The 16,694-nt window shown below is 61.4% G+C and carries 15 protein-coding genes; 2 read left to right on the forward strand and 13 right to left on the reverse strand.

Annotated features, from left to right (window positions below):
• Positions 1-25: 25 nt before the first annotated feature.
• Positions 26-3,220, forward strand: a complete 3,195-nt coding sequence (rne, locus tag D8V06_RS11735; protein ID WP_130931002.1) for a ribonuclease E — start codon at positions 26-28, stop codon at positions 3,218-3,220.
• Between the two features lie 56 nt (positions 3,221-3,276).
• Here the strand turns inward: rne and D8V06_RS11740 are convergent, their stop codons facing one another.
• The 12 genes from D8V06_RS11740 to D8V06_RS11795 form a co-directional block, all read right to left on the reverse strand.
• Complete coding sequence (locus D8V06_RS11740) at positions 3,277-3,867, reverse strand: nucleotidyltransferase family protein (RefSeq protein ID WP_130931003.1); 591 nt, start codon at positions 3,865-3,867, stop codon at positions 3,277-3,279.
• Positions 3,864-4,847: an XdhC family protein gene (locus D8V06_RS11745; RefSeq protein WP_130931004.1), complete on the reverse strand. Its 984-nt coding sequence runs from the start codon at positions 4,845-4,847 to the stop codon at positions 3,864-3,866. The genes D8V06_RS11740 and D8V06_RS11745 overlap by 4 nt, the downstream gene beginning before the upstream one ends.
• A complete protein-coding gene (locus D8V06_RS11750) occupies positions 4,847-7,165 on the reverse strand; it encodes a xanthine dehydrogenase family protein molybdopterin-binding subunit (protein ID WP_056855943.1) in 2,319 nt (772 codons plus the stop codon). Before D8V06_RS11750 ends, D8V06_RS11745 begins: the two co-directional genes overlap by 1 nt.
• Positions 7,162-7,632, reverse strand: a complete 471-nt coding sequence (locus tag D8V06_RS11755; RefSeq protein WP_056855944.1) for a (2Fe-2S)-binding protein — start codon at positions 7,630-7,632, stop codon at positions 7,162-7,164. The genes D8V06_RS11750 and D8V06_RS11755 overlap by 4 nt, the downstream gene beginning before the upstream one ends.
• Positions 7,633-7,872: 240 nt before the next feature.
• On the reverse strand, positions 7,873-8,892 hold the full coding sequence (gene murB / locus D8V06_RS11760) for a UDP-N-acetylmuramate dehydrogenase (RefSeq protein ID WP_130931005.1): 1,020 nt from the start codon (positions 8,890-8,892) through the stop codon (positions 7,873-7,875).
• Positions 8,889-9,353, reverse strand: a complete 465-nt coding sequence (locus D8V06_RS11765) for a low molecular weight protein-tyrosine-phosphatase (RefSeq protein ID WP_130931006.1) — start codon at positions 9,351-9,353, stop codon at positions 8,889-8,891. The genes murB and D8V06_RS11765 overlap by 4 nt, the downstream gene beginning before the upstream one ends.
• Positions 9,353-10,117: a 3-deoxy-manno-octulosonate cytidylyltransferase gene (gene kdsB, locus D8V06_RS11770; RefSeq protein WP_130931007.1), complete on the reverse strand. Its 765-nt coding sequence runs from the start codon at positions 10,115-10,117 to the stop codon at positions 9,353-9,355. The genes D8V06_RS11765 and kdsB overlap by 1 nt, the downstream gene beginning before the upstream one ends.
• The gene (locus D8V06_RS11775) at positions 10,114-10,299 is read right to left on the reverse strand and encodes a Trm112 family protein (RefSeq protein WP_003179363.1); all 186 of its coding nucleotides are present in this window, start codon (positions 10,297-10,299) and stop codon (positions 10,114-10,116) included. The genes kdsB and D8V06_RS11775 overlap by 4 nt, the downstream gene beginning before the upstream one ends.
• A gap of 25 nt (positions 10,300-10,324) precedes the next feature.
• Positions 10,325-11,335: a tetraacyldisaccharide 4'-kinase gene (gene lpxK / locus D8V06_RS11780; protein WP_130931008.1), complete on the reverse strand. Its 1,011-nt coding sequence runs from the start codon at positions 11,333-11,335 to the stop codon at positions 10,325-10,327.
• Positions 11,335-11,763 carry a biopolymer transporter ExbD gene (locus tag D8V06_RS11785; RefSeq protein WP_056855949.1) on the reverse strand — a complete coding sequence of 143 codons (429 nt, stop codon included), beginning with the start codon at positions 11,761-11,763 and terminating at the stop codon, positions 11,335-11,337. The genes lpxK and D8V06_RS11785 overlap by 1 nt, the downstream gene beginning before the upstream one ends.
• Positions 11,760-12,395: a MotA/TolQ/ExbB proton channel family protein gene (locus D8V06_RS11790; protein ID WP_056855950.1), complete on the reverse strand. Its 636-nt coding sequence runs from the start codon at positions 12,393-12,395 to the stop codon at positions 11,760-11,762. Before D8V06_RS11790 ends, D8V06_RS11785 begins: the two co-directional genes overlap by 4 nt.
• A gap of 98 nt (positions 12,396-12,493) precedes the next feature.
• Positions 12,494-14,728: a DNA internalization-related competence protein ComEC/Rec2 gene (locus D8V06_RS11795; RefSeq protein WP_130931009.1), complete on the reverse strand. Its 2,235-nt coding sequence runs from the start codon at positions 14,726-14,728 to the stop codon at positions 12,494-12,496.
• Between the two features lie 136 nt (positions 14,729-14,864).
• On the opposite strand from D8V06_RS11795, the gene D8V06_RS11800 reads away from it, so the two are divergent.
• Positions 14,865-15,380: a DUF2062 domain-containing protein gene (locus D8V06_RS11800; protein ID WP_056855952.1), complete on the forward strand. Its 516-nt coding sequence runs from the start codon at positions 14,865-14,867 to the stop codon at positions 15,378-15,380.
• A gap of 727 nt (positions 15,381-16,107) precedes the next feature.
• Here D8V06_RS11800 and D8V06_RS11810 read toward each other — a convergent pair.
• Positions 16,108-16,694 (reverse strand): ABC transporter permease (locus D8V06_RS11810; protein WP_130931010.1); only part of this gene is annotated, 587 nt, incomplete at its 5' end.

Below are 16,694 nucleotides of genomic sequence, written 5' to 3' on the forward strand. Positions count from 1 at the left end.
GCAGCCCGGAAACCGACGGTACTACATGAAAAGAATGCTGATTAACGCAACTCAACCTGAAGAGTTGCGTGTTGCACTGGTAGATGGCCAACGCCTCTACGACCTGGACATCGAATCCGGTGCACGCGAGCAGAAGAAGGCCAACATCTATAAAGGCCGGATTACTCGCATCGAACCAAGCCTTGAGGCTGCCTTTGTCGATTTCGGCTCCGAGCGCCACGGCTTCCTGCCCCTCAAAGAAATCTCCCGCGAATACTTCAAGAAAGCCCCGGAAGGTCGCGTCAATATCAAGGACGTCCTGAGCGAAGGCCAGGAAGTCATCGTTCAGGTCGAAAAAGAAGAACGTGGCAACAAGGGCGCCGCCCTGACCACCTTCATCAGCCTGGCCGGTCGTTACCTGGTGCTGATGCCGAACAACCCGCGTGCCGGCGGCATCTCCCGTCGCATCGAAGGCGAAGAGCGCAACGAACTGCGTGAAGCGCTGAACGGCCTGGTTGCACCGGCCGACATGGGCCTGATCGTGCGCACTGCCGGCCTGGGCCGCAGCAGCGAAGAAATGCAGTGGGACCTCGATTACCTGCTGCAACTGTGGACCGCCATCAAAGAAGCCTCGCTGGACCGCGCCGCGCCGTTCCTGATCTACCAGGAAAGCAACGTGATCATCCGCGCCATCCGCGATTACCTGCGCCAGGACATCGGCGAAGTGCTGATCGACAGCGTTGAAGCCCAGGACGAAGCCCTGACCTTCATCCGCCAGGTGATGCCGCAGTACGCCAGCAAGATCAAGCTGTACGAAGACAGCGTTCCGCTGTTCAACCGCTTCCAGATCGAAAGCCAGATCGAAACCGCCTTCCAGCGCGTTGTCGAACTGCCTTCCGGCGGCTCCATCGTCATCGATCCGACCGAAGCCCTGGTGTCCATCGACATCAACTCGGCGCGCGCCACCAAAGGCAGCGACATCGAAGAAACCGCCCTGCAGACCAACCTTGAAGCCGCCGAAGAAATCGCCCGTCAGTTGCGCCTGCGCGACATCGGCGGCCTGATCGTCATCGACTTCATCGACATGACCCCTGCCAAGAACCAGCGCGCCGTGGAAGAGAAAGTCCGCGAATGCCTGGAAGCCGACCGCGCTCGCGTGCAAGTCGGTCGCATCTCGCGCTTCGGCCTGCTGGAAATGTCCCGTCAGCGCCTGCGTCCATCCCTGGGCGAAAGCAGCGGCATCGTCTGCCCGCGTTGCAACGGCACCGGCATCATCCGTGACGTTGAATCGCTGTCCCTGGCGATCCTGCGCCTGATCGAAGAAGAAGCCCTGAAAGACCGCACCGCCGAAGTTCGCGCACAAGTGCCGATCCCGGTGGCCGCTTTCCTGCTCAACGAAAAACGCAACTCGATCACCAAGATCGAACTGCGCACCCGTGCCCGCATCGTCATCCTGCCGAACGATCATCTCGAAACGCCGCACTTCGAAGTGCAGCGCCTGCGTGATGACAGCCCGGAAGCCGCGACCAACCAGTCCAGCTACGAAATCGCTGCAGCCGCTGCCGAAGTCGAAGAAGTCCAGCCAGCTGCCGCCACCCGCACCCTGGTTCGCCAGGAAGCCGCGGTCAAGACCGCACCGGCCCGCGCCAATGCTCCGGTTCCGACCGAAGTGGTCGCAGCACCTGTTGCCGCCCCTGCCGCCGCGCCAGAGCCAAGCCTGTTCAAGGGCCTGGTGAAGTCGCTGGTCAGCCTGTTCGCCACCAAGGAAGAGCCGGTGGCTCCCGTTGTGGTCGAGAAGCCGGCTACCGAGCGTCCTGCTCGCAACGAAGAGCGTCGCAACGGTCGCCAACAGAGCCGCAACCGTAACGGTCGCCGCGATGAAGAACGCAAGCCGCGCGAGGAACGTGCACCGCGTGAAGAACGCGCACCACGTGAACCACGCGAAGAGCGTCAACCACGCGAAGCCCGGGAAGAGACTCCAGCCGTAGCCCGTGAAGAACGCGCTCCACGCGCTCCGCGTGAAGAACGTGCACCACGCGCTCCACGTGAAGATCGCAAGCCACGTGGCGAGCGTGAAGAACGCGTACGTGAACTGCGTGAGCCACTGGATGCTGCCCCGGCCGCTGCTGCGAGCGTGGAAGAACGTCCGGCCCGCCAGCCACGCGAAGAACGCGCTCCACGCCCACCGCGTGAAGAACGTCAGCCGCGTGCCGAGCAAGCCGCTGCCGCTGTAGCCGAAGAAGAACTGCCAACCAACGAAGAGCAACTGCAGGAAGATGGTCAGGAAGGCGCCGAAGGCGATCGTCCACGCCGCCGCTCCCGTGGTCAGCGTCGCCGCAGCAACCGTCGCGAGCGTCAGCGTGATGCCAACGGCAACGTGATCGAAGGTTCGGAAGAGTCCGAAGCTGGCGACAACGCTGAAGCGCCAAGCACTGCCGATCTGGCCGCCGGCCTGGCTGTTACCGCAGCCGTTGCCAGCAGCGTGATCAGCGCTCCGGCCGAAGCACAAGCTCACGAGCAAGCCGAACGCGCCACTGCCACCACCCTGGAGACTGCTCCAGTTGAAGCGCCAGTCGTTGAAGCGACCACGCCGGTAGAAGTAACCGCTTCGCCGGAAATCGAAGTGGCCCAGGCACCAGAAGCACAACCTGTGGTTGAAGCGCCTGCTGAACCAGCCGCGGTTGCCGAAGCGCCTGCGGTGGTTGCAGAACCGGTTGTTGAAACCGTGACTGAAACCGTTCGTGAAGTCCGCGAAGAGCAAACGGCGTTCAACTGGGTCGCCGAGCCAGCCGTTGCCGAAACTCCAGCACCGGCTGCCGAAGCTGAAGTGCCTGCAGCGTCGGTTTCCGAGCCAGTGGTTGCCGCTGCCGAGCCAGCTCCAGTGGTAGAAGCACCGGTTGTCGCCGAAGCGCCAGCACCTGTCGTTGAAGCGGCTCCGGTCAGCGCCCTGACGCCAAGCGGCCGTGCGCCGAACGACCCGCGTGAAGTGCGTCGTCGCAAGCGTGAAGAAGAGCGCCTGCAGAAGGAAGCCGAACTGGCTGCCGCTGCTGCTCAGACTGAAGCTGCTGTCGCGGCACCGGTTGCTGCCGAAGTGGTCGAGGCAGCACCTGTCCCGGCTGCCGAAGTCGCCGCCGAGCAGGTTGAGTCGGTGATCGAGGAAGCACCGCGCTCCGTACAGGAAGCGGTAGAGCAACACGAACAAGCCGAGGAAAAGGAACACGAGCCTAAACCACTCGTCTGATTCCGTCGGTCAGTAAAAAGCCCCGCCTGGTGAACCCAGGCGGGGCTTTTTTATGTTTAATCGAAGATCAACTTCTCCGGCACGTCCACGTCCCACAACACACCAGGATCATCCACCGCGGCTTCAACCACTCGCCCCTGTGCAAACAGCGGCTTGGCCCCGCGATCACCTGACAGCGCCATCAACCCTGAACCAAAACTGCGGCCAAAACCCACCGGATGGCCATATTCGCCGTCCTGAACCGGCACACTGATACAGTCGTCAGCCACCTGCGCCGCAACGTGTTCAATGCTCGAAGGCAGGATGAACGGCATATCCCCCAACACCATCAACCACCCACCGAGCTGCGCACAAGCCGCCACGCCAGCGGCGATGCTGTCACCCATTCCCGTGGATTCGACCAGCACGATCTCGCAGCCATAAGCCTTGGCCATCCGAATCACCTGCGGGCGATCCGCCGTGGTGACCAGCACACGTTGGTCCAACGTGGCCGGCAGATTCACCAGCACCTGCTCGATCACCGAACGGACAGCGCCATCCCGCCCTTTACAGTCCGCCAGCAACTTGTCTTTTTCCTCACCCGCCACCTGCCGGAACCGACTGCCCTGCCCCGCCGCCAGAACGATGACTCCGATGGGCTCGCTCATACGCCCTCCCGCAACGGTTTTTTCTGTTTCAACTCAACACCGTTCTTGATCGCCACAATCTCGGCCATCAGCGACAACGCGATTTCCGCCGGGCTGTGGCTGCCAATGTGCAGGCCGATCGGGCCATGCAGCCGTTCAATGGACTGTTGCGACAACCCCAGCTGCGCGAGGTTTTCCCGGCGCTTGTGGCTGTTGATCCGCGAGCCCAATGCGCCAACATAGAATGCTTTGGAATCCAGGGCGGTGAGCAGCGCCATGTCGTCCAGCCGCGGGTCGTGCGTCAGCGCAACAATCGCTGTGCGCTCGTCGGTCTGGATGCTGAGCACTGCGTCGTCGGGCATGCCCGAGACGAAGCGCCCGTGCTGCTCCTCCCAACCGTAGACGAATTCAGTGCGCGGATCGCAGATCAGCACTTCGAAATCCAGCAGTCGTGCCATTTCGGCGACATATCGGGACAATTGTCCCGCGCCGATCAGTAGCAGGCGCCAGCGCGGACCATAAATGGCCCGCAGCGTCTTTCCATCAAACGTCAGCACGTCCGATTTGTCGGCCGCTTGCAAAAGCACTTTGCCCGATTCGATATCCAGCGAACGCGCGACGATTTGATGATCCTCGCAGCGTGTCAGCAACTCGGCCACCCAATCCGCATCGCCGACCCGCTCTTCGGTCAAACGCAACGTGCCACCACAGGGCAAACCGAAGCGTGCGGCCTCCTCGCGGGTGACGCCATAGGTAATCAACTGTACCGGCGGCCCGTCGCAGGGCATTCGACCGTCATGCAACCGCGCAATCAGGTCATCTTCGACGCAACCGCCGGACACTGAGCCGATCACGACACCGTCCTCGCGCAACGCGAGCATCGCACCCGGCGCCCGGGGCGCGGTGCCCCAGGTCTGGACCACGCTGTACAACACCACTCGCTTTCCGGCGCGGCGCCACTCCAGCACGCTGCGCAGGACGTTCAGATCGACGCTGTCCATCAGGCTTGCGCCTTGCGCCAGTCTTGCAGTTGATAGCGAACCGGCAGGTCGCGAATGCGTTTGCCGGTGGCGGCGAAGATCGCGTTACACAGCGCCGGGGCAATCGGCGGCACACCCGGCTCACCCACACCGCCCAAGGGTACGGTGCCGGGTGGTGTGACCAGATGCACAGCGACTTCCTTCGGTGCCAGCGACATGCGCGCCACTTCGTACATGTGGAAGTTATCCTGCTGGACCTTGCCATCCTTGAAGCTGATCTCGCCCAGCACCGCATTGCCCAGCCCCATCACGCAAGCGCCTTCAAACTGCGCGCGAATCCGCTCGGGGTTGATCTGCGGCCCACAATCCACGGCGATGTCAGCCTTGTGCACGAGCAACGTGCCATCGTCTTTGACTTCGACCTCGATCACCGCCGCCACGTAGGTGACGAAGCTGTAATGTACCGCCAGCCCCAGGCCCCGGCCCTTCGGCAACTCGCGGCCCCAACCCGCGGCTTTGGCAGCGGTTTCCAGCACGGTACGCAGTCGCCCGGTATCGATCGGATAGCGCTCGGGCGATTCGCCGTAGTTCCATTCCTCACTCAGGGTGCGCGGATCGATCTGCCGGTCCGGTCCGAGCAACTTGATCTGGTACTTGAGCGGGTCTTGCCCGGCCTTGTGCGCCAGTTCGTCGATAAAGCTCTGGATCGCGAAACCATGCGGGATGTTCGACACCGAGCGATACCAGCCCACGCGGGTGTGCACGGTGGCTTCGGGGTTTTCCAGGCGCACATTCGGGATGGCGTAGGCCATGTTGGTGAAGCCCATGCCCAACTCGAAAGCCGCCTCGTGATTCATGCCCGGCGCGAACAATGCGGTAATGCTCGGCGCAACCGTCCGGTGCAGCCAACCGGATGGCAGGCCGTCCTTGTTCAGGCTGGCCTTGAGGTATTCGGCCGAGACGGTGTGGAAGTAGGAACAATGGATATCGTCTTCACGGGTCCATTGCACACGCACAGCCTTGCCGGGAAACTCTTTGGCGAGAATGGCCGCTTCGATGATGAAGTCGGGTTTGGACTTGCGACCGAAACCGCCGCCAAGCAAGGTCACGTTGAACGTGACGTTATCGAACGGCAGACCCAGACGCTCGCCGATCCGTTCGCGGGTGACCTGTGGCGCCTGACTTGGCCCCCACGCTTCACAGGCGCCATCCTTGTAGCGGGCGATGGCGACCATCGGCTCCATTGGCGATTGCGACAGGTGCGGCAGATAGTAGGAGGCCTCCAGCGTGCTGTCGGCGCTGCTCATGGCTTCGTCGATGTTGCCGGTATTGCGGACGACTTTGCCTGGCTTGAGGGAGGCGGCTTCGAGTTCCTTGCGGTAGGCGATCGAATCGTAGCTGGCATTGGCGCCGTCATCCCACTCGATTTTCAGCGCTTCGCGGCCCTTGATCGCCGCCCAGGTATTGTTCGCCACCACGGCGATTCCGCCCAATGGTTGGAACTCCGATGGCAGCGGACGACTTTCGATCTGCAGCACCTTGACCACGCCCGGGACTTTCATCGCCGCAGTGGCATCGAAGCTTTTGACCTTGCCACCGTAGACCGCAGGCCGGGCAATGGTGGCGTACAACATGCCGTCGAAATGCACATCGGCGCCATACACTGCCCGGCCGTTGACAATGTCGTCACCGTCGATGGCCTTGCTGCCTTCCTTGCCGATGTAGCGAAATTCCGACGGTTGCTTGAGCTTCAGGCTGTCCCGCGGCGGAACGGCCAAGGCACCGGCGGCTGCGGCCAGCGCGCCATACTCCAGTTCACGGCCGGACGGCTTGTGGATGACTTTGTGCAGCTGCGCATGGCATTCGCCGACCGGCACTTTCCACTGATCGGCAGCGGCCTGCTCCAGCATGGTCCGCGCGGCGGCGCCACAGCGGCGCATCGGCTCGTACCAGTGGCGCATGCTGCGCGAACCGTCGGTGTCCTGGTTGCCGAAGCGCACTTCGTCACCCGGCGCCTGCCGCACTTTGACTCGCGCCCAATCAGCTTCCAGTTCATCGGCAACCACCATGGTCAGACTGGTGCGCACGCCCTGGCCCATTTCCGAACGGTTGCAAACAACGGTTACCGTGCCATCGGCGGCGATGCTGACGTACACCTTGGGGTCATCCACCCAACCATTGGGCATGCCGTCGGCGCCGAATTTCTTCACTTCTTCGGCAAACGCGTCTTGCCAGCCCCAGCTTGCGGCAACCACCAGGGCACCCGCAGCGCCCACGCCCTTGAGAAAACCACGGCGACTGAGGTTGCTCAGGGCGAAATCCATTGGTAACTGGCTCATGCCTTGGCCTCCTTCAGGTGGGTGGATGCCTGGCGGATGGCAGTCTTGATGCGGTTATAAGTGCCGCAGCGGCAGATATTGCCGACCATCGCCTCTTCGATCTGTTCGTCGCTGGGGTTCGGGTTGGTCTTGAGCAGGGCCGTGGCGGACATGATTTGTCCACCCTGGCAGTAACCGCATTGGGCCACCGCCGTATCGAGCCAGGCTTGTTGCACCACTTTACCTACCGGGTCGGCATGCAGGTTGTCGATGGTGGTGACGTTCTGTCCGACCACCGAGCCGATCGGCGTGATGCAACTACGCGCCGGCGCACCTCCGATATGAATGGTGCACGCGCCGCACAGGCCCATGCCGCAGCCGAATTTGGTGCCGTTATAGCCCGCCACGTCGCGGATAGCCCAGAGCAGCGGCATGTCCTCGGTGACGTCGAGTTGATGGTCTTGACCGTTGAGTTTCAGGGTAATCATGGGCACGCCCGCATATTTCTTGAGTTATGGGGTCGAGCAATCTGCCGTTGGATCTTGGTTCGGAACGCAGATCGGCTCAGGCTAATCGGCTCTCTTGCGCAAACGGCAGCGTCTGCACCGGGCCTTTGGTAGAACAAATCGTTTGCATCGTTAGCTGACTAAGTTAACCCAGCATTAACAAAAAAGCCCTGCACAATGGTCATTGTGCAGGGCTTGAGAATCAGTCCTGAAAGCTTAGCTTCAATACCGGTTCGGCTCCATTTCCAATTCGACATGAAAACGTTCTGAAATGTCTTTCTGAATACGCTGCGCCAGGTCGAGCAATTGCAACCCCGTGGCGCTGCCGTAGTTGACCAGCACCAGCGCCTGCAATTTATGCACGCCCGCGTCGGCATCACGGAAACCTTTCCAGCCTGCCCGCTCGATCAGCCAACCGGCGGCGATTTTCATCTGCCCGTCGGGTTGCGCATAGGCCACCAGATCCGGGTATTGGATTTTGAGCTGCGCGACAAGCGCCGCTGGCACCAACGGATTCTTGAAGAAACTGCCGGCATTGCCCAGTACCGCCGGGTCCGGCAGTTTTTCGTTGCGAATGCTGCAAATGGCCTGGCTGACATCGCTGGCGGTCGGGTGTTCGATGCCTTGCTCGGTCAGGCGCTGACGCACCGGGCCGTATTCCAGATGCAATGGCGCGACACGGTTGAGGGCAAAGCGAACGCGCAAAATCAGCCAGCGCCCCGGTTGCTGTTTGAACAAACTGTCGCGGTAGGCGAAGTTGCACTCTTGCAGGCTGAAGTCGCGCAGTTCGCCACTCTGGCGATCAAGCGCGGTCAGACCGGCGAACACGTCCTTGATCTCAACCCCGTAGGCGCCGATGTTTTGCATCGGTGCCGCACCGACTGTGCCGGGAATAAGGCTGAGGTTTTCCAGGCCCGACAACCCCTGTGCCAACGTGTGCTGCACGAACGGATGCCAGGGCTCACCGGCCTCGGCCTCAATCACCACCTTGCTGCCGTCATCGCTCACCACGCGAATCCCGCGGGTGGCCATGCGCAGCACCAATGACTGGATATCCGCCGTCAGCAGCAAATTGCTGCCGCCGCCGATCACCAGCACCGGCACCTGATGTTCCAACCCGTAGGCCAGAGCTTCCCGTACATCCGCGTCGCTGTGGGCTTCGGCAAACAACCGGGCCTGAACATCCACGCCAAAGCTATTGAACGGTTTGAGCGAAACCTGCGACCGAACCTGCAAACTCATAGCCTTCCCTTCAGTTCGATCACCAGCAAATCACTCGCACGCTCGATCAGGTCCAGCACCTGCTCGAAGCCCTGGTCGCCGTCGTAATACGGGTCCGGAACTTCGTCGATTTCCGACTGATAACGGCGCAGGAACAAATCCAGCTCGGCCTTGCCCTTTGCCGGTTGCAAAGCCTTGAGGTGGAGCAGGTTGCTGTTGTCCATCGCCAGGATCAGGTCGTAGGTGGCGAAATCAGCCTTGGTCACTTGCTGGGCGCGTTGGGTCGACAGATCGTAGCCACGCAGCTTCGCCGCCGCCTGACTGCGCTTGTCCGGCGCCCTGCCGACGTGCCAGTCGCCGGTGCCGGCAGAGGCGACTTCGACCTGGCCGGCCAGCCCCGCCTCACGCAGTTTGTGGCGTAACACGCCTTCAGCCGTGGGTGAACGGCAGATGTTCCCCAGGCAGACAAACAGAACCCGCATCAGGCCTCCAGCAGGCGACGAACGCGCTCAAGGTCTTCAACAGTATCGACGCCCGGAGGTGGCGCGATCAGGGCGTCGGCGACATGAATCCGCACGCCGTGCCACAGGGCCCGCAACTGCTCCAGGCACTCAGTGTTTTCCAGCCAGCATGACCCCCAGCTGACGAAGTCATGCAGGAAACCGGCGCGGTAGGCGTAGATGCCGATATGGCGACGATACGGCACGCCTTCCGGCAATTGCTCGCGGCTCTGGGCGAACGCGTCCCGTGCCCATGGCAGCGTGGCACGACTGAAGGTCAGCGCCAGGCCATTGAGGTCGCTGACCACTTTCACCACGTTGGGATTGAACAGGGTTTCCACGTCGTCGATCGGCTCGGCCAGGGTGGCCATGCGCGCTTCGGTATGCAGAGCCAGGTTGGCGGCGACTTGATCGATCACGCTCGCCGGGATCAACGGCTCATCACCCTGGACATTGACTACGATAGCGTCAGGAGCAAGGCCCAGTTTCGCCGCGACTTCCGCCAGGCGATCGGTGCCGGAGTTGTGGTCTTCACGGGTCAGCACCACTTCGGCACCAAAGCCCTCGCAGGCCTCGACGATGCGCGCGTCATCAGTGGCAACCACCACACGCTGGGCACTGCTTTTGCTCGCCTGTTCCCAGACGTGCTGGATCATCGGCTTGCCGGCGATCAACAGCAGCGGTTTGCCCGGCAAGCGGGTGGAGGCGTAGCGCGAGGGAATGACAACGGTAAAGGCTGTGGTCATTTATCCAGACGCTCGTCGGTGGTCAGGGTGCGCGCTTCGCTTTCGAGCATCACCGGGATGCCGTCGCGAATCGGGTATGCGAGGCCAGCGCCCTTGCTGATCAGCTCGGTCTTGTCGGCGCTGAGCTTGAGCGGGCCTTTGCAGACCGGGCAAGCGAGGATGTCGAGCAATTTGGTGTCCATGAGCATTCCCTGGATAAAAACGGATTTAAGGCAAGAGACGAGCCGGCAACAGGCGCATCAATTGCGTATCGAACCAGGCCACGAAGGCCGGCGTCGGCACAGCATCGACCGCCAGGTACCACCAGTCGGCAGCGGCGAAGGCACGGCACTTCACCGCGTCCTTTTCGGTCATCACCAACGGCAATGACGGGGTGAAATTCAAGGCCTGCAGGCTGTATTCGGCATGGTCGGCGAACGCGTGCGGGACTGGTTGCCAGTGTAGCGTTTCGAGGGTCTTGAAGAAACGCTGCGGATTGCCGATCCCGGCCACCGCGTGCAATGCCTGGCCCGAGGGAAAGTGATCGAGGTGACGTCGTTCGCCGCTTCGCAGATTGACCAGCGCAGTGGGTTGCAATTGAAAAGCAAACCCATCCTCACGATCGGCGGTGGCGCCGTTGTAGAGCACCGCGTCCACACTTTGCAGGCGCTCGGCCGGTTCGCGCAAAGGCCCGGCCGGCAAACAACGCCGATTACCCAGGCCACGGGCGGCGTCGATCAACACCAGCTCCAGATCCCGGGCCATTCGGTAATGCTGCATGCCATCATCGGACAGGATCAAGTCCAGCGGTTCACTCGCCAGCAAGGCTTTGACGGCGTTGCTGCGGTTCGGGTCGATCATCAGCGGCACGCCGGTGCGCTGGACAATCAACAGCGGTTCGTCACCGGCAGTTTCCGCGCTGTGCTGCGCTTCGACTCGCCATGGCAACTGCGGCGGTTTGGCGCCGTAGCCACGACTGACCACACCCACCCGCAAACCGCTGCGCTGGCAGTGATCGATCATCCACAAAATCAACGGCGTCTTGCCGGTGCCACCGACTGTAATGTTGCCCACCACGATCAGCGGCACCGGTGGCTGATAGATTTCCCCCTCGCCCGCCAAAAAGCGTTTGCGCTTTTTATCGACCACACGCCGATACAACCACTCCAGTGGCTGCAACAGCTTCAGCGCGGGATGGCCTCGGTACCATGCGGCTAACAGGCGATCGGACATGGCCATCAGGGCGCGGGCGGCGCCGCCTCGACTGTGGTCATGCGCAAGTGGCTGAAGCCAAGTTTGCCAGCGGCGTCCATCGCGGTGACGACGGACTGATGCTGGGACTTACCATCGGCACTGATCGACAGCGGCCGGCTGGTATCGCCGTTGGACTCCTTCTGCAATGCGTCCATCAGGCTGGCCAGATCACTTTTGGGCAGCACCTGGTTGTTGACCGAGAACACGCCGTCGGCACTGATGGCGATATCCAGCGGCTTGTTCTGGTCTTCGGCGGGCGATCCACTGACCGCTTCGGGAAGATCGACGCGCAGCTGGGTTTCACGGGTGAATGTGGTGGTCACAACGAAAAACAGCAGCAGGATAAACACCACGTCGATCAGCGACGCGAGGTTGATGTCCACTGTTTCCCGCGGTTTGCGGCGGAATTTCACGCTTTGCCCTCAGCCAGATCCACGTCGCGGTCGCCCTGCACCACTTCGACCAGTTTGATCGCTTCCTGCTCCATCCCCACCACCAGCTCATCGATCCGGCGTTGCAGGAATCGATGGAAGAACACTGCCGGGATACCGACCATCAAACCGGCAGCCGTGGTGATCAGGGCCTTGGAGATACCACCGGCCAGCACCGACGCGTTGGTGGTCATGCCATTGCCGGTGAATGCGCTGAAAATATCGATCATGCCCAACACCGTACCGAGCAAGCCCAGCAGCGGCGCCATGGCGGCAATTGTGCCGAGCGCGTTGATGTAGCGCTCCAGATCGTGGATGACCCGTGCGGCAGCTTCTTCGATGCACTCTTTCATGATCTCGCGACCATGCTTGGAGTTGGCAAGGCCCGCGGCCAGGATTTCACCCAACGGCGAGTTGGCGCGCAGTTCCTTGAGCCTGTCCTTGTTGAGTTTCTTGTCCTTGATCCAGACCCAGACCTGACCGAGCAAATGCTCCGGCGTCACGCGGCTGGCCCGCAGGGTCCACAGACGCTCGGCAACGATTGCCATGGCCGCGATGGAACTCAGGATGATCGGCAGCATCATCCAGCCGCCGGATTTGACCAATTCCCACACAGTGTCAGTCCCCTCGAAAAAGTGCGCCACTCTAACATAGGGGGTGGACGCACCGAAGACCGTGATGTCGCATCCGGTCGGGCTTTAGTAACGCTCGGTTATTGAACCGATACTGGCGGGACGCGCCAGAACCGCCGCTCCAGACGCATCGAGCGGGGAGATTCAAACCGCCCCAGTTGCAGATGAATGGCACCTTCATGCGCACTGTCATGGATCGCAATGCCACGCTTGAGATAGCGCGCCACGACGGTTGGGTGCGGATGGCCGAATGAATTGCCATGCCCACGAGAAATCAGCACCGCTTTAGGCTGCAAGCCATTGAGCAACGCCATGGACGACGAACTGCGGCTGCCATGATGCGGTGCCTGCAACCAGTCGGTCGGTACGGCCAGTGGACTGTCGAGCAGCGATCGCTCGGCGGCGGCATCGATATCACCGGTCAACAACAAGCGCTCGCCATTGGCTTCGATCTGCAAAACACAGGACTTTTGATTGCTGTCACCGGCTGATGACCATTGCCAGAGCCGGAACTTCACCCCGTCCCAGATCCATTGCCGGTCGGTTTCACAGGCCTGGGCTTGCAACTCGGCAGGCAGTGCCAGCGGATCGCCACTGATGACACGCTTCACAGCCAACCCCTTGGCGACCGCCAGGGCGCCGCCGGCATGATCGGCGTCGGCGTGGCTGATCAGCATCAAATCGAGCTCTTTTACGCCAAGCTTGCGCAATGAAGGCAACACCACCCGCTCGCCCAGATCGAAATCACCGAAGCGCGGGCCGGTGTCATACAGCAAGGCCTGATGGCGAGTGCGCACCAGGATCGCCAGGCCTTGCCCGACGTCCAGCTGCCAGATGTCGGCGATTCCTTCGGGCAACTCTGCCCGTGGAGGAAACACCAGCAACAGCAGCATCGGCCACCCCAACGGACGCATTGGCACGCCCTGGGGCAACAACAGAAGTAAGGCGCCCATGGCCCCCACGCACCCTACCCAGAACGGGATCGCCATGGGCACCCACGCTGCAATCCGCCCAGCGACCAATGCCAACCCCTTGAACAAAAAATCGATCAAACCGCCCGCCAGCCACAACAGGCCTTCCCCTACGTGAGGCAGTGGCAATAACAGAGTGCCGAGCAATGCAGGAGGCAATACCAGCAGACTGATCCATGGCACTGCCAGCAAATTGACCAATGGTCCGCTGACACTGATCGGCAATCCCAGCACCAACAGCAAAGGTAACAGACCGATGGCGATCAGCCATTGGGCGCGGGTCCATGTTTGCCACCAACGCCAGGGGCCGAGACGACCGCCAAAGGTAAAAATCAAAACCGCGACTGCGGCGAAGGACAGCCAGAATCCCGGTTGCAGACTGGCCAGCGGGTCTAGCAGCAATACGCCATTGAGCGCCAGCAATAACGGCCACCAGGCACCCAGGTGACGAAAACGCAGACGCCACAACAACACCAGACCGATCATCAGACAGGCACGGCGAACCGGGACTTCAAACCCGGCCAACAATCCGTAAACCAGCGCGGCGATGAATGCCAGGCCGCAAGCCCAGGGCAGCCAAGGGAGGCGAGTTGGCCAGAGTCCATAGCGGGCCAGACCGGCGATCAGCAAGTACACCACGCCCGCCAGCAATCCAATGTGCTGACCGGAAATCACCAGCAAGTGCACGGTGCCGGTGTCTTGCAACACTTGCCAGTCTTCGCGGCTGAGCCCGGCACCATCGCCCAGCACCAACGCCGCCAGTGCCCCCGTTCGACCCTGTGCATCCACCGCCAGCAATCTTTGGCGGATGCCGTCACGCCAGGCCCATCGCGCCTCAACCAGTCGCGCGCCATCCTTGACCGTACCCGTCGCACCAATGCGCTGCGCCAACAGCCAAGCTTCGTAATCGAAGGCATGCGGATTGAGCAAGCCGGCAGGACGCTTCAACTTGACCGCCAATCGCCAGCGCTCGCCACTTTTCACCGGCGGGCCGTCGTACCAGGCCAGGCGCATGAGCGACGGCACGTCTGCGTGTCGCGACGTTGCCTGCGCCAATTCAAATCGAACAACCGCCTCGCCGTTCTCGGGCAATCCCGTCACCCGCCCTTCGACCCATCGGGTTTCACCGTCCAGATCCGGCGTCAAGCGGTCATCCAATGCCCAATGGGCCTGCGCGCAACCCCAACTCAAACCGAACAGAAAAAACGCCACCGGATAAGTTCTGAACGGCAGCAACATCAAACCCACAACCGGCATCAACAGCCACAACCCGACCGGCGGCAATGCCGGTAAAAAACGCAAGGCCAGCAGACCCAACGCCAGCGCCATCATCCCTGTGCGCATAAGCCCGTCCTTGAGAGTCCCGACCTTAGGCATAGTCGTCTGGCGGCACGCTCGTCGTTATCAATTGTCACAAAGTCTGAATGGGCGCTTCATGGAATCGAGACATACTTGCCGCCTTGACCGACCGAGAATCCCTATGCCCCGGCGATTATTCAAACGTTACATGCCAGACCCGACCAGCATCAGGGAACATAAATCCTTACGCTTTCTCGGCACGCTGCTGCATGACCCGAACCTCTGGCACCTCAATCGCCACTCCGTCGCACGGGCCATGGCGGTTGGCTTGTTTGCGGCTTTTCTGCCGATTCCGTTGCAGATGCTGCTGGCCGCGACTCTTGCCATCGTGGTGCGCGGCAATATGCCGATTGCAGTAAGCCTGGTCTGGCTGACCAATCCGATCACCATGCCGGCGGTGTTCTTTTGTACCTATCAGACCGGCGCGTGGTTGCTGGATGTTCCCGCGCGGCATCTGCCGGATGAGCTGACCTGGGAATGGATCAGCGGCGAGCTGTCGACGTTGTGGCAGCCGTTTTTGCTGGGGTCGGTGGTGACGGGGGTGGTGTTGGGAGCGTTGGCTTATTGCCTGGTGATGCTGTATTGGCGGTGGTGGGTCGCGCGGCAGTGGAGGCGGCGCAAGCAGAGTCGGATGTAATGGGGTGTCTTTCAGGTGGGTCGTGTACATACCGATACAGCATTCGAGCCGACCTCGCTGAGGTCGAATGCATTCCCATACGGCACCGCGCCCCTTGTGGGAGCTGGCTTGTCGGGTCGCCGCATCGCAGCGATGGCGGCCTGACAATCAGCCATGATTTTGCGGATATAGCCGTTCCCATGCAGGAGCGAGCCTGCTCGCGATGGTCGTCAACGATAACGCGCCTTGGCTGGATGGTCGCGGTGTCTGGACGTTTTTCGCGAGCAGGCTCGCTCCTACAATGGGATGGGGGGTATCAGGTAGAGATTGGTCGGCTGTCAGGCCGTCATCGCTGCGATGCGGCGACCCGACAAGCCAGCTCCCACTTGAAATGCGTACAATCCAGACAAACAGGCCGGCCGGTAGGCCGCCTCGGCCCTCTTGTTTCACCCGCCCCATCGGCAGGCTGAGTGGAGGCGTTTATCCGGGGGTGGGCGCGTAGCGCCGTGCGGCGCAGCCGCACACATCGAGAGGAGGTCGTCGCGAAGCAGACCGGAGGCGATGCCCCCGGATGAATGCCGGAGCGAAGGTACCCCGAGCCCCAGCGAGGGGCCGTACGTAAGGGGCGAGCGTTTTTTGGTTACTTTTTTTGGCGCTTGTAAAAAAGTGACTCGCCGTAAGGGCGAAACCATAAGTGGCCGTTACCGCAGAAACGGATATACACCCAAAATCCCCAAGAAAAACATCCTCAGGTCCGCATCCCCCGCCCACTCACCAACAACCGCGCACACCCAAAATACAAAATCACCGTCGCCACCACCATGAAGGCAATCGCCACGCTGATCCGGATATCCGAAACCCCAAGAATGCCGTAGCGGAAGGCGTTGACCATGTGCAGAACAGGGTTGGCCAACGACACGGTCTGCCAGAACGGCGGCAACAGCGTAATCGAATAAAACACCCCGCCCAGATAGGTCAACGGCGTCAGCACGAACGTCGGGATGATCGAAATGTCATCGAAGTTGCGCGCAAACACGGCGTTGATGAAGCCCAGCAGCGAGAAAATCGTCGCCGTCAGCACCACCACCAGGATGGTCACGCCCAGGTGATGCACTTGCAGATGGGTGAAGAACAGCGACAACAAGGTCACGATGATCCCGACCATCAACCCGCGCAACACGCCGCCCAGGACGTAGCCGATCAGAATCGTGTGTGGCGAGACCGGTGAAACCATCAGTTCTTCGATGGAACGCTGGAACTTGCTGCCGAAGAAACTCGACACCACGTTGCCGTAGGAGTTGGTGATCACCGACATCATGATCAGCCCCGGCACGA

This window comes from Pseudomonas sp. Sample_24, from assembly GCF_004307605.1.
Classification (GTDB): domain Bacteria; phylum Pseudomonadota; class Gammaproteobacteria; order Pseudomonadales; family Pseudomonadaceae; genus Aquipseudomonas.

Bases quoted from the DNA above. Each gene is read 5' to 3' on its own strand.
- rne (WP_130931002.1), top strand. From the start codon at position 26: ATGAAAAGAATGCTGATTAACGCAACTCAACCTGAAGAGTTGCGTGTT.
- D8V06_RS11740 (WP_130931003.1), bottom strand. From the start codon at position 3,867: ATGAGCGAGCCCATCGGAGTCATCGTTCTGGCGGCGGGGCAGGGCAGT.
- D8V06_RS11745 (WP_130931004.1), bottom strand. From the start codon at position 4,847: ATGGACAGCGTCGATCTGAACGTCCTGCGCAGCGTGCTGGAGTGGCGC.
- D8V06_RS11750 (WP_056855943.1), bottom strand. From the start codon at position 7,165: ATGAGCCAGTTACCAATGGATTTCGCCCTGAGCAACCTCAGTCGCCGT.
- D8V06_RS11755 (WP_056855944.1), bottom strand. From the start codon at position 7,632: ATGATTACCCTGAAACTCAACGGTCAAGACCATCAACTCGACGTCACC.
- murB (WP_130931005.1), bottom strand. From the start codon at position 8,892: ATGAGTTTGCAGGTTCGGTCGCAGGTTTCGCTCAAACCGTTCAATAGC.
- D8V06_RS11765 (WP_130931006.1), bottom strand. From the start codon at position 9,353: ATGCGGGTTCTGTTTGTCTGCCTGGGGAACATCTGCCGTTCACCCACG.
- kdsB (WP_130931007.1), bottom strand. From the start codon at position 10,117: ATGACCACAGCCTTTACCGTTGTCATTCCCTCGCGCTACGCCTCCACC.
- D8V06_RS11775 (WP_003179363.1), bottom strand. From the start codon at position 10,299: ATGGACACCAAATTGCTCGACATCCTCGCTTGCCCGGTCTGCAAAGGC.
- lpxK (WP_130931008.1), bottom strand. From the start codon at position 11,335: ATGGCCATGTCCGATCGCCTGTTAGCCGCATGGTACCGAGGCCATCCC.
- D8V06_RS11795 (WP_130931009.1), bottom strand. From the start codon at position 14,728: ATGCGCACAGGGATGATGGCGCTGGCGTTGGGTCTGCTGGCCTTGCGT.
- D8V06_RS11800 (WP_056855952.1), top strand. From the start codon at position 14,865: ATGCCCCGGCGATTATTCAAACGTTACATGCCAGACCCGACCAGCATC.